We start from the raw sequence: 12,518 nt of genomic DNA on the forward strand, positions 1-12,518 counted from the left end.
CGGCAAGGAGCCTGCGCCATCGTTACGAAGCGTCAATGCTGTATATCTCCCAGGACGGGCGCTGTGCACTCTGCACAGAACCGCTCGATCATGAAGGCGGTTGGCACGATCATCACATTGTTTACAAGGTGAATGGCGGGTCGGACGCTATGTCTAACCGGGTGCTCCTGCACCCGGTGTGCCATCAGAGGCTGCATGCCCTTGGGTTGCCGGTCGCGAAGCCGGCCTCAACAAGGCTTAGGGTTCAGGATAAGAAAGGCGCGTAGAGTAAAATCGCGTGTTTTGCTTATTGCTGGACTAAGTTGTGCTTGAGCCGTGTGCGGTGAAAGTCGCACGCACGGTTCTTAGGGGGGGATGGTCCAGTAATGGGCTGTCCCTACCCTCCCACTTTCCCTCAACACACTGACATGCCTATTTACGCCTACAAATGCGGCTCCTGTGGCCATGCCAAGGATGTGCTGCAAAAAATCTCCGACGCACCCCTGACGGTGTGCCCCGCCTGCGGCGCCGAAGCCTTCTCCAAGCAGGTCACTGCCGCAGGTTTTCAGCTCAAGGGCTCGGGCTGGTACGTGACCGATTTCCGTGGCGGAAACGGTGGCAACTCCGCCCCGGCCACCGAGGCCAAGTCGGAGTCCAAGACTGAATCAGCGGCACCTGCCAGTGGCGGTGATGCTCCTAAAAAGGAAGCGGCCAGCACAAGCACTGCTAGCGCTACCGGCACCACCGGTACCAGTGGCACTTCTTCCTCTTCGAGCTGAGGACCTGCATGGCTGCCCTGCGCAAATGGCTGTTGACAGGCCTTCTGGTCATCGTGCCCGGTGTCATCACGGCCTGGGTGCTCAACTGGATTGTGAGCACGCTCGACCAGACCCTGCAGATCCTGCCCGGCGCGTGGCAGCCCGACAAGCTGCTCGGAGTGCATGTCCCGGGCTTTGGTGTGGTCCTCACGCTGGCCATCTTGCTCGTGGTGGGCGCCATTGCCAGCAACTTTGCGGGCCGCAAGCTTGTGCAGTGGGGCGACGCGCTGGTGCACCGCATTCCGGTGGTGCGCTCTATCTACTCCAGCGTCAAGCAGGTGTCGGACACGCTGTTCTCCGAGAGCGGCAATGCCTTTCGCAAGGCCGTGCTCGTGCAGTGGCCCCGCGAAGGGGTATGGACTGTGGCGTTCGTCACCGGCGCCCCCAATGGTGAAGTGGCTGCGTACCTGCGCGACGAGTTCGTCAGCGTATACGTGCCCACCACCCCCAACCCCACGGGGGGGTATTTTGTGATGGTTCGCAAGAGCGACTGTGTCGAGCTCGAAATGAGTGTGGACAGCGCCCTCAAGTACATCGTCTCCATGGGTGTGGTGGCTCCAGCGGACCCCACGCTGCCCCCACCCAAGTAAGAAAAGCAATCTCTTTCAACGTCAACGCGCCCTGCGGCGCCGGAAGTTTTGTCATGGCCATGCGTTCCCACTATTGCGGTCTTGTGACCGAAGCCCTGTTGGGCCAAACCGTTACCCTGTCGGGCTGGGTGAACCGCCGCCGTGACCATGGGGGCGTGATCTTCATCGACCTGCGCGACCGCGAAGGCTACGTGCAGGTGGTGTGCGACCCCGACCGCGCCGAGATGTTCAAGGTCGCTGAAGGCGTGCGCAACGAGTTCTGCGTGCAGGTCAAGGGTGTGGTGCGCGCACGCCCCGCAGGCACCACCAACGACAAGCTCAAAACCGGCCAGATCGAAGTGCTGTGCCATGAGCTGAACGTGCTCAACCCCTCCGTCACGCCTCCGTTCCAGATCGACGAGGAAAACCTGTCGGAAACCACGCGCCTCACGCACCGCGTGCTGGACCTGCGCCGCCCGTACATGCAGAACAACCTGATGCTGCGCTACAAGGTGGCAATGGAAGTGCGCAAGTTCCTCGATGCGAATGGCTTCATCGACATCGAAACCCCCATGCTCACCAAGAGCACGCCCGAAGGCGCGCGCGACTACCTCGTGCCCAGCCGCGTGCACGATGGCCATTTCTTCGCATTGCCCCAGTCGCCCCAGCTGTTCAAGCAGCTGCTGATGGTGGCGGGCTTCGACCGCTACTACCAGATCACCAAGTGCTTCCGCGACGAAGACTTGCGTGCTGACCGCCAGCCTGAATTCACCCAGATCGATATCGAGACATCGTTCATGGAAGAGCAGGACATTCGCGACATGTTCCAGGGCATGATCAAGACGGTGTTCCAGAACACGCTGGGCGTGGACTTGGGCGAGTTCCCCGTCATGACCTACCAGGACGCTGCGCGCCTGTATGGCTCCGACAAGCCCGACCTGCGCGTGAAGCTCGAATTCACCGAGCTGACCGACGTGATGAAGGACGTGGACTTCAAGGTGTTCTCAGGCGCCGCCAACATGAAGAATGGCCGCGTGGTCGGCCTGCGCGTGCCCGGTGGCTCGGTCGAAGGCGGCGGCATCAGCCGTGGCGAAATCGACGCCTACACTGAGTTCGTCAAGATCTACGGCGCCAAGGGCCTGGCCTACATCCGCGTCAATGAACTGGCCAAGGGCCGTGACGGTCTGCAGTCGCCCATCGTGAAGAACATCCACGACGCAGCCCTGCAAGCCGTGCTGGAGCGCACTGGCGCACAGGATGGCGACCTGATCTTCTTCGGTGCCGACAAGGAAAAGATCGTCAATGACGCGATTGGCGCGCTGCGTATCAAGATCGGCCACAGCGAGTTCGGCAAGAAGAACGGCCTGTTCGAGAACCGCTGGGCCCCGCTGTGGGTGGTCGACTTCCCGATGTTCGAGTACGACGAGGAAAACCAGCGCTGGAACTCGGTGCACCACCCCTTCACCAGCCCCAAGGATGGTCACGAAGACTGGATGGTCACTGCGCCCGAGAAGTGCATCTCCAAGGGCTACGACATGGTGCTCAACGGCTGGGAAATGGGTGGCGGCTCCGTCCGTATCCACCGCGCCGACGTGCAGCAGAAGGTGTTTGACGCCCTCAACATCACGCCCGAAGAAGCCCAGCTCAAGTTCGGCTTCCTGCTGGATGCGCTGCAGTACGGCGCGCCTCCGCACGGCGGCCTGGCCTTTGGCCTGGACCGCATCGTGACGCTGATGACCGGTGCCGAGTCGATCCGCGACGTGATCGCCTTCCCCAAGACCCAACGCGCCCAGTGTCTGCTCACACAGGCGCCCAGCCCTGTGGACGAAAAGCAGCTGCGCGAGCTGCACATCCGCCTGCGCAACCCCGACGCGGTCAAGACTGCGGCCTGATTCCGGACGCACACGTCCTTCGCGCATGCAGCCATGCATCGCACACCGAGCGGCTCGGGCCTTGCGCCCTGGCCGCTTTTTTCATGCACGGCGCATCGGGCACTGGCCGCCGTGCACGGACTGAAAGAGGTACTTCCATGCGTTTGTTGACACGCTCCCATTGGCTGCTTGCGGCCGCATGCATCGCCCTGGCCGGATGCGGCGAGAAGAAGACCGAACTGGGGCAGGGCGGCTCGGTGGTCACGGGCTCGGCCGGGCCCCAGGGCGCGCAGAACGCGGCCCGTGAGCTGGTGCGTTGCGATGCACCGGTGGCCACACTGGCGCTGGCCGAGAACCCCAATGGCTACATCATGGGCTCGGGCTACCAGCTGCCCGCGTCGCCGGTGCCGCTGGTCAAGCTGCTGGCCCAGCAGAGCGGGTGTTTCCGCGTGGTGGACCGGGCAGCGGGCCTGAAGGGCACTGTGCAGGAGCAGGAATTGAAGGACGCAGGCATCCTGCGCAAGAACAACTCCACCGTGGCCAAGGGCAAGGGGTACGAGGCGCAGTACACGCTCACGCCCAGCCTCACGTTCAGCGAGCAGGATGCGGGCCGGGGCCTTGCCGGAGTGATTGCCATGATCCCGGTACTGCGCGACATCGCAGGCCTGGCCGGGCTGGTGGAGCAGGTCAAGTTCAAGGAAGCACAGACGGCCTTGCTGCTGTCGGACAACGAAACCACCGAACAGGTAGCAGCGGCCACCGGCTCAGCGCGCACCACCGACCTGGGGGTGGGCGGCCTGGTGTTCGGCAAGCTGGGGGGGGCTGCGGGCGCTGGCTGGAGCAATACCAACGAAGGCAAGGTCATTGCTGCGGCGTTTCTGGACGCGCACAACCAGCTGGTGGTGCAGGCGCGTGCGTTGCAGGCCAAGGAGCTGCCCCCGCCCGTGCCCACCACCACGGCAGCCCAGCGCCCCAAGGGGGGCTGAAGGCACAGGCCATGGCAGCCGCCGGGCCACCGCGGCCTTACAAGCTTCCAGAGTCGGTGCTGGTGGTGATCCACACCCCCGCGCTGGAGGTGCTGCTGATCCGCCGCACCGGGGGCGAGGGGCATTGGCAGTCGGTCACCGGTAGCAAGGATGCGCTGGACGAGCCTTTTGCCGAGACCGCACGCCGTGAAGTGGCCGAAGAAACCGGGATAGACACCCAGGCACCGGGTTGCCTGCTGACCGACTGGGCGCTGGAGAACGTGTACGACATCTGGCCCCAATGGCTGCACCGTTATGCCCCTGGCGTGGTGCGCAACCGTGAGCGCGTGTTTGGCCTGCGTGTGCCCGCAGGCACGCCCGTGGTGCTGAGCCCACGTGAGCACGACGCCTATGAGTGGCTGCCCTGGCAGCAGGCCGCTGACCGGTGCTTTTCCGCGTCCAATGCCGAGGCGTGCCTGTTGCTCCCCCGGTTTTTGCATCTCGGGTGAGTGGACTCCGAATGGCCCGGCGGCAACAGGGGCAAGGCCGGGCGGCGTCGCCTCAAGAGGCGTCTGGAGGCCGCAAGCGCAGGGCGGCAGCAGGATCGTCGGCATCGTCTGCGGGCGACGGGCCGAGGGCCGAGCTGTCGGGCGATGGCTGCGGAGTGCGCGTGGGCGTGTTGTCGCTGCTGCCCCGCACCCTCAGCGCCACACCGCCTGGGTGACGTTCACTGTCTTGCCCCAGGATGGCCCTCGCCGGGGTGCTGCCCATGCGGGCGCGCAGTGCGTCGATGCTCTCTTGCAGCGGTTGCGGGGCAGCCATGCGCGCGCCATGGCGTAGCAGCACTTGCTGTGCCATATCGAGCAGTTTGGAGTTGAGTGTGCGTTCGGCTTCGGCCAGCAGGTTTTGCACGGCACCGCCAGGGTCGCCGCCCAGGCTTTGCGCCATGGCGACTTCGGCCGTCTTGTTGACGCGTTGCAGGCAGTCTCGCACCAGTTGGCTATAAGGCTCATGCAGATTGCAGGCGTTGGCCATCAGCTCGGTCAAGCCGCGTGTGTTGGCATAGCGCATGCCCAGTGCCAGCACCCAGCTGTCGCCCTCGGGCAGCTCGATCGACGTGACGGCCAATACGGCCAGCAGGCTGCCCAGGTTGCAGGCAGCCTCAAAGTCGAAGGTGCTGGACGTGATCTCGCGGGCCATGCCACGCACCGATTCAACCGCTTGCGAGAACTGCCGCTGCTGGATGAGCTGCAGCGCCCGCGCCACCTCGGCAAAACGCCGGATGCGCGCGCTGCCGTAGTGGCGCTCCAGGATGCGCGCAAAGTCGGCCATGCAGCGCTCGATGCCCTTGCGGTCGTTCTCGGCGTAATACGCAAACGTCAGCAGCACCAGCGACTGGTAGTCGAACAGCTTGGAGTCAATGCCCAGCACTGTGGCGCGTGCCAGCACCTTGGTGGCGGTGGCGCGGTCGCCCATGTAGTACGACATCATCCCCAGCTTCTGCAGCCGCACCACCGAGTCGGGCGTGAGGGTGCTGGCCGTGCGGTAGGTTTCGATGGCCTGCGAAAAATTGCCCATCTCCACCTGCGCGCGGCCCAGCACGTCGTAGGCGTCGGCGAACGACGCGTCTTCGCCAATCAACTCCTGCAAGGTGGTGATGGCGCGCGCGGCCTGGCCTGATTCGATCTGTGCGCGGGCCACGCCCAGCTTGGCCCAGGGCAGGGCCCGTGCCGCGATGACGGCCTCGAACAGGGTGCGCGCCTCGTCGTGGCGGCCCAGGCGCAGCAGCAGCTCCGACCCGATGCGGGCGGCGTACAGCCAATAGGGCTTGCGGGCCTCGAAACGCTCCACGCACAGCGCGGCGGCCTGCTCGAAGTCCTCGGCCTCGATGGCATCGAAAATGGGCTTGAGGTGGATCTTGCGCAGGCGCGCCAGGCTCAGGCGCTCGAACAGCGCGCTGGGCGTGAAGGGCTTGAGCAGGTAGCCGTCCAGGGCCGACTCGGCGGCCTCGGCCACTGCGGCGTACGACGCCTCGGCCGTGACCATGAAGAACACCGTAGAAAACGGCAGCAACTGCGCGCGCCGCAGGTCGTCCAGCAGGGTCTGGCCCGAGTAGTTGGATTCGCCAAAAAACTGGTCGCACAACACGTAGTCGAACACCGTGTGCTCCAGTCGGGCGCGCGCGTCCTGCACACGGGAGCATTGCACGATGCGGGTCACGCCGTACTCGCGCAGCTGCCCCACCAGAATGCTGCGCGATGTGGCATTGCTGTCCACGATCAGCGCCTGGGTCTGTGGGGCGGGATTGGGGCCGCTCTCGGTAGCCATGGGGGTCGGGGCCGTCCCTGCGTGCTCAAAATGTTGGAGTCTCCAGTGTAAAGCGCTGCCGTCCCCTGCCTGCGTCGGGCAAACCCCTTGCCACCACGGCTTGCGACACAATCTCCAGTCCTAGGAGCGGCAATTGACCGCTTGCCGTTTTCAAGGGCGCCTCATGGATACTGACTCTCGCTGCTTCGTTGATGTTCGCTTGTCGAGTGGGCACGCTACGCATTCGCCAGCACCGCGCTGGGCGCGCCATGCGGCGTTGCTCCTTCTTGCGGGCATGAGCCCGCCGCGTCCTCGCGCCTTACCTGGCGCACCCATCGCGACGCTGGCGAGCGCGTTCAATTACCCCTCCTAGGACCATGCAACACGACGACATCCTGCGCGTAGCCACCTACAACATCCACAAGGGTGTGCAAGGCATCGGGCCCGCGCGGCGGCTGGAGATTCACAACCTGGGCCTGGCGGTGGAGCAGCTCGACGCCGACATCGTTTGCCTGCAGGAGGTGCGCAAGCTGCACCGGCGCGAGGCGGCCTACTTTCAGCGCTGGCCTGATCTGCCGCAGGCCGAGTTCCTGGCGCCCGAAGGCTACGAGGCGGTGTACCGCACCAATGCGGTCACCAAACACGGCGAACATGGCAACGCGTTGCTGACCCGCTGGCCGGTGATCGGGCACCAGCATGAAGACATCTCGGACCACCGTTTCGAGCAGCGCGGGCTGCTACATGTGGAGGTGGATGTGCAGGGCCGCAACGTGCACGTGATCGTGGTGCACCTGGGCCTGATCCCTGGCAGCCGCATCCGCCAGGTCGAGCGTCTGCAGGGCTTCATCGAGCGCGAGGTGCCGTCTGGCACGCCGCTGGTGGTGGCCGGTGACTTCAACGACTGGGGGCAGTTGCTCAAGCGCATGCTGGCTGGCTTTGGCCTGTATGAATGGGATGCGCCCCGCACCTTCACCTACCCCGCGCGCCTGCCGCTGGCGCAGCTGGACCATGTGTACGCGCGTGGGCTCACGCCGCTGTCGCTGCAGGTGCCCCGTGGGCGCATCTGGTGGCGCATGTCGGACCATCTGCCCCTGATCGCGGAGTTCCGGCTGTGAGGCGCTGCCGGGGTGTGCGCGGTGGCGGGGTGGCGGGATGAGGCGCAAGCCCTTTGCGCAGACCCCGGGCACCGGGCCCGCCGACGACCACCAGGTCCGACTGCTGCAAGGCGCCGAGGAGTTCTTTCCGGCGCTCACCGAGGCCATGGATGCTGCGATGGCGGACATCCAGTTCGAGACCTACATCTTTGACTTCACCGGCGCCGGAGCCACAGTGGCCCAGGCGCTGATGCGCGCTGCAGCGCGCGGCGTGCGCACCCATCTGGTGGTCGATGGCGTGGGCACGGGTGCGTTGCCCAAGGCCTGGGCCGATCAGTTTCAGGCCGCCGGGGTGCTGTGCAGCGTGTATTCGCCGCTGGGGCCGCTGGGGCTGCTGCTGCCACACCGCTGGCGGCGCCTGCACCGCAAGCTGTGTGTGGTGGATGGGCGGGTGCTGTTTTGCGGCGGCATCAATGTGCTGGACGACTTTCACGACCCCAACCACGGCGCGCTGGAGGCCCCCCGTTTTGACTTTGCCGTGCGGGCCACGGGCAGCCTGGTGGCATCGGCCAGCGACACGATGGACCAGCTTTGGTGGCGCATGCAGGCCGTACGCGATGCACGCCAGCGCCGCTTGCCGGAGGCCCTGCAGGCCTTGCGCGCGGCCAGCGCGGCACGGCACGCGGAGCAGGGCGGCGATCCCGGCGCAGGCCCGCCTGTGCGCGCCACCCTGGTGCTGCGCGACAACGTGCGCAACCGCAGCCGCATCGAGAAGGCCTACCGCCGCGCCATCGGCGCGGCGCGGCACGAGGTCATCATTGCCAATGCCTACTTCATGCCCGGCGGCAAGCTGCGCCGCGCGCTGGTGATGGCCGCACGCCGGGGTGTGCGGGTGCGCCTGCTGTTGCAGGGACGGTACGAATACTTCATGCAGTACCACGCGGCCCGTCCCGTGTACGGCGCGCTGCTGGAGGCCGGCGTCGAGATCTACGAGTACGCCCCCAGCTTTCTGCATGCCAAGGTGGCCGTCATCGATGCGCAGGGCGACCGGCCCTGGGCCACGGTGGGCTCGTCCAACCTCGACCCGCTTTCGTTGCTGCTGGCGCGCGAGGCCAACGTGGTGGTGGAAGACGCCGCCTTCGCCATTGACCTGCGCCAGCGCCTGGTGCACGCCATGCAGCACGCGGGCCGCCGCATGGACCCGGCGCGCTACGCAGGCCGCCCGCTGCGCCAGCGGGTGCTGGACCGCGTGGCGTTTGGTCTCATGCGCCTGGCGCTGTGGGTGACGGGCAAGCGGTATTGAGGGCGCCTTTGTCGAGATTGCTACTTTATTGATAGCTTCTAAGGCATATTCCACTAGCGCTTGCTGCCTAAAACCCTTGTAATTGATCAAACTGGGTTCGCTGGTACGATGCCAGCCATGTCCAGCCAACCTGCCGCCGATATGACGCCCACCTCACCGGACGAAGGCACGCCCGTTTCCGTCAAGATCCGAGAACGCCTTGCCGCCGCGCGCAAGCGCTTTCACGCCAACGACAACATTGCCGAATTCATCGAGCCCGGCGAGCTGGAAAAGCTGCTCGACGAGGTCGAGGTCAAGATGCAAGGCGTGCTCGACAGCCTGGTCATCAACACCGAAGGCGACCACAACACCAACAACACCGCGCGCCGCGTGGCCAAGATGTACCTCAACGAGGTGTTCCGCGGCCGCTATGTGGCACAGCCGCCCATCACCGAGTTCCCGAACGCCGAGCACCTCAACGAACTGATGATCGTGGGCCCGCTCACCGTGCGCAGCGCCTGCAGCCACCACTTCTGCCCCGTGATCGGCAAGATCTGGATCGGCGTGATGCCCAACGAGCACACCAACGTGATCGGCCTGTCCAAATACGCGCGCCTGGTGGACTGGATCATGGGCCGCCCCCAGATCCAGGAAGAAGCCGTGGTCCAGCTGGCCGACCTGATCATGGAAAAGACCCAGCCCGACGGCCTGGCCATCGTCATGGAAGCCAGCCACTTCTGCATGTCCTGGCGCGGCGTGCGCGACAACGACAGCCGCATGATCAACTCGGTCATGCGCGGCGTGTTCCTCAAGGACAGCGCTTTGCGCCGTGAATTTTTGTCCCTCATTCCTGGAAAGAACTGACCATGCTGGTACGCCTGCTTTACGCCAGTCGCGCGGTCGATACCTCGCCCGCCGCCATTGAAGCCATCCTGACGCAGTCGCGCCAGCACAACCCCGGCAGCGGCATCACCGGCGTGCTGTGCTACGGCGGCGGCGTGTTTTTGCAAGCCATCGAGGGCGGACGCTCTGCGGTGAGCGAGCTGTACGGCCACATCCAGAAGGACACGCGCCACAAGAACGTGGAGCTGCTGCACTACGAAGAAATCGCCGAGCGCCGCTTTGGCGGCTGGACCATGGGGCAGGTCAACCTGTCCAAGATCAACCACTCCATCTTGCTCAAATATTCCGAAAAGCCCGAGCTGGATCCGTATGCGGTGTCGGGCAAGGTGTCTTTTGCGCTGCTCGAAGAACTGATGGCCACCGCCTCCATCATCGGAAGAGCCTGAAAAGCGGGGCGCTTTGCTACTGCGCGGCCTGATCCCGGGTCTGCGGTACTCGCCGCACGGGAGTGCGGCTGCGTTCCTCAACCCAGGCTGAGGCCGCTCGCTACGCAAATCACCCCACTTTTCGTCGTTGTCCTGAACTCGCCATTTCAGCCGCAGCCCACAGGGGCTGCGGCTTTTTGCATTCAAGCCCTCTCTCTTTCTCACCCGTGACCTTTACCGCCTTCGCCCTCATCATCCTCGCCGGCCTCATCCACGCGTGCTGGAACATCGTGGCCAAGAAGGCCGGGGGGGACTCGCGGTTTGCGTTCTTCACCTCGGTGATCATGATGGTCGTCTGGGCGCCGCTGGGCTGGTACCTGGGGCGCGACGCGGTGCCGCAGTGGGGTGCGGTGGAGTGGGGCTTCGTGGCCGCCAGCGGGCTGCTGCATGTGGCGTACTTCGTCATCCTGCTGCGCGGCTACCGTGTGGCGGACCTCACCGTGGTCTACCCGCTGGCGCGCGGCTCGGGGCCGCTGTTGTCGTCGCTGGTGGCTATCACGCTGCTGGGCGAGCAGATCTCGGCGCTGGGTGCCTTGGGCATCGTGGGCGTGGTGGGGGGCGTGTTTCTGATCGCGGGTGGCCCGGGCCTGCTGCGCGCCGCGCACGACCCTGCCGCGCGGGCGCGGGTGCACAAGGGCATGTTGTACGGCTTGCTCACGGGGGCTTTCATTGCCAGCTACACGGTGGTTGACGGCTATGCGGTCAAGTTTCTGCTCATGTCGCCCATTCTGGTGGACTACATGGGCAACTTTGTGCGTGTGGGCCTGTTGGCCCCGGTGGTGCTGCGCGACCTGCCCACGGCCCGCACGCTGTGGCTGGCGCAGTGGCGTTTTGCCCTGGCCGTGGCGGTGGTGAGCCCGGTGGCCTATGTGCTGGTGCTTTATGCCATGCAGCAGGCGCCCCTGTCGCACGTGGCCCCGGCGCGCGAGGTGTCCATGCTGTTTGCCGCGCTGATTGGCGGGCACCTGCTGGGCGAGGGGGACCGCCTGGCGCGTATCTGTGGCGCGCTGTGCATTGCAGCGGGTGTCACGGCCCTGGCCTTGGGATGACCACCATGGCACCCCAACCCCCATTCCACCTGCTGGGCTGCGACTTCTCCAGCAGCCCCACGCGGCGCAAACCCATCGTGCTGGCGCTGGGCCAGCGCCAGGGCGCGCGCGTGTCGCTCACCACGCTGCAGCCGTTCGACACCCTGGCCGCGTTCGGCCAGTGGCTGGTGCAGCCCGGCGACTGGGTGGGCGGGTTCGACCTGCCTTTTGGCCTGCCGCGCGAGCTGGTGCAGGCGCTGGGCTGGCCCACTGACTGGCTGGCGTGTATGCAGCACTACCGCAGCCTCAGCCGCGACCAGATCCGCGCGCAGTTTGCGGCGTTTTGCGACGCGCGCCCCGTGGGCGGCAAGTTTGCCCACCGCGCCACCGACGGGCCCGCAGGCTCCAGCCCCTCGATGAAATGGGTGAACCCGCCGGTGGCCTACATGCTGCACGCGGGCCTGCCGCTGCTGCTGGACGCGGGCGTGCACCTGCCCGGCTTGCACGCAGGCGACCCCCGCCGCGTGGCGCTGGAGGCCTACCCCGGTCTGCTCGCGCGCGAGGTGCTGCAGCGGCGCAGCTACAAAAGCGACGACCGCGCCAAGCAGACGCCCGACCGCCTCATCGCCCGCAAAGACCTGGTCAACGCGCTGGAGCTGGGCCACACCCGCCCGGGCCTGCGCCTCAAGCTCAGCCACGCCCAGCGCGACGCGCTGGTGCAGGACGCCAGCGGCGACAGCCTGGACGCCGTGCTGTGCCTGCTGCAGGCCGCCTGGGCCGAGCAGCGCCATGCCGAGGGCGATGCGCTCTATGGCCTGCCGCCGGGACTCGATCCACTCGAAGGCTGGATCGTCACGGCGGACAAGCCCTGACCAACGATTCCGCCGCTTTTCCGGGCATCGGCCCGCCGCAGGCTGCGTAGCATGGGCGGTACACGTAGGACTTTGTTTGCCATGTCTTTTGTCCCCCGCCGCTTGCTGGTCCTGACTCTGCTGGCCCCGCTGCTGGTACAGGCCGCCCCCGCGCCCTGGTACTACTGGCGCAGCCTGGTCGATGGCCAACGTGTGTGCGCGCAAACCTCGCCCGGCCCGGGCTGGGAGCAGGACAGCACCCCCCACGAAGGCCCCGGCTGCCAGCCGCGCCGCAAGGTACTGGTCGTGCCCATGCGGTGACTGGCCGCACGGTGGGTGGTGGACAGGCGGCTGTTATAAAAAACATAGCTATCAGCGCTTATTGCATAAGCGCTAGCAGCCAAAAGTGCTTGCAATCATGTGCAT

14 protein-coding genes are annotated in these 12,518 nt (G+C 65.7%); 13 read left to right on the forward strand and 1 reads right to left on the reverse strand.

The window, feature by feature from the left end; all coding sequences use genetic code 11:
* From N4G42_RS05315 to nudB, 6 genes are all read left to right on the forward strand, one after another.
* On the forward strand, positions 1 to 266 hold a 266-nt coding region (locus N4G42_RS05315), incomplete at its 5' end, for an HNH endonuclease (protein WP_260666431.1).
* 141 nt (positions 267 to 407) lie between these two features.
* Complete coding sequence (locus N4G42_RS05320) at positions 408 to 758, forward strand: FmdB family zinc ribbon protein (protein WP_056060401.1); 351 nt, start codon at positions 408 to 410, stop codon at positions 756 to 758.
* A gap of 8 nt (positions 759 to 766) precedes the next feature.
* A complete protein-coding gene (locus N4G42_RS05325) occupies positions 767 to 1,387 on the forward strand; it encodes a DUF502 domain-containing protein (protein ID WP_056747297.1) in 621 nt (206 codons plus the stop codon).
* Positions 1,388 to 1,440: 53 nt separating this feature from the next.
* Positions 1,441 to 3,258, forward strand: a complete 1,818-nt coding sequence (gene aspS, locus N4G42_RS05330; protein WP_056060406.1) for an aspartate--tRNA ligase — start codon at positions 1,441 to 1,443, stop codon at positions 3,256 to 3,258.
* 137 nt (positions 3,259 to 3,395) lie between these two features.
* Positions 3,396 to 4,223: a CsgG/HfaB family protein gene (locus N4G42_RS05335; RefSeq protein WP_056060409.1), complete on the forward strand. Its 828-nt coding sequence runs from the start codon at positions 3,396 to 3,398 to the stop codon at positions 4,221 to 4,223.
* Positions 4,224 to 4,234: 11 nt separating this feature from the next.
* Entirely contained in the window at positions 4,235 to 4,711 is a 477-nt protein-coding gene (nudB, locus tag N4G42_RS05340; RefSeq protein WP_192418240.1) for a dihydroneopterin triphosphate diphosphatase, read from the forward strand.
* 52 nt (positions 4,712 to 4,763) lie between these two features.
* Here the strand turns inward: nudB and N4G42_RS05345 are convergent, their stop codons facing one another.
* Positions 4,764 to 6,530 carry a response regulator gene (locus N4G42_RS05345; protein ID WP_056060415.1) on the reverse strand — a complete coding sequence of 589 codons (1,767 nt, stop codon included), beginning with the start codon at positions 6,528 to 6,530 and terminating at the stop codon, positions 4,764 to 4,766.
* Between the two features lie 356 nt (positions 6,531 to 6,886).
* On the opposite strand from N4G42_RS05345, the gene N4G42_RS05350 reads away from it, so the two are divergent.
* The 7 genes from N4G42_RS05350 to N4G42_RS05380 all read left to right on the forward strand — a co-directional run bounded on the left by N4G42_RS05350 (position 6,887) and on the right by N4G42_RS05380 (position 12,413).
* Positions 6,887 to 7,624 (forward strand): endonuclease/exonuclease/phosphatase family protein, encoded by a 738-nt coding sequence (locus N4G42_RS05350; RefSeq protein ID WP_260666432.1) that lies wholly within the window; start codon positions 6,887 to 6,889, stop codon positions 7,622 to 7,624.
* A 37-nt stretch (positions 7,625 to 7,661) separates the two neighbouring features.
* On the forward strand, positions 7,662 to 8,906 hold the full coding sequence (gene clsB / locus N4G42_RS05355) for a cardiolipin synthase ClsB (RefSeq protein WP_121943675.1): 1,245 nt from the start codon (positions 7,662 to 7,664) through the stop codon (positions 8,904 to 8,906).
* Between the two features lie 117 nt (positions 8,907 to 9,023).
* Positions 9,024 to 9,749, forward strand: coding sequence for a GTP cyclohydrolase I (gene folE / locus N4G42_RS05360; RefSeq protein WP_060986750.1), 726 nt, complete (start codon positions 9,024 to 9,026; stop codon positions 9,747 to 9,749).
* Positions 9,750 to 9,751: 2 nt separating this feature from the next.
* Positions 9,752 to 10,174, forward strand: a complete 423-nt coding sequence (locus tag N4G42_RS05365) for a BLUF domain-containing protein (RefSeq protein ID WP_056060427.1) — start codon at positions 9,752 to 9,754, stop codon at positions 10,172 to 10,174.
* 206 nt (positions 10,175 to 10,380) lie between these two features.
* Positions 10,381 to 11,262, forward strand: coding sequence for a DMT family transporter (locus N4G42_RS05370; RefSeq protein WP_056060430.1), 882 nt, complete (start codon positions 10,381 to 10,383; stop codon positions 11,260 to 11,262).
* Positions 11,259 to 12,113 carry a DUF429 domain-containing protein gene (locus N4G42_RS05375; protein ID WP_260666434.1) on the forward strand — a complete coding sequence of 285 codons (855 nt, stop codon included), beginning with the start codon at positions 11,259 to 11,261 and terminating at the stop codon, positions 12,111 to 12,113. The genes N4G42_RS05370 and N4G42_RS05375 overlap by 4 nt, the downstream gene beginning before the upstream one ends.
* Positions 12,114 to 12,194: 81 nt before the next feature.
* The gene (locus N4G42_RS05380) at positions 12,195 to 12,413 is read left to right on the forward strand and encodes a hypothetical protein (protein WP_260666435.1); all 219 of its coding nucleotides are present in this window, start codon (positions 12,195 to 12,197) and stop codon (positions 12,411 to 12,413) included.
* The last annotated feature ends 105 nt before the right edge of the window (positions 12,414 to 12,518 follow it).

The sequence above is a fragment of the Acidovorax sp. K2F genome (assembly GCF_025246485.1).
GTDB classification, from domain to species: domain Bacteria; phylum Pseudomonadota; class Gammaproteobacteria; order Burkholderiales; family Burkholderiaceae_C; genus Acidovorax; species Acidovorax delafieldii.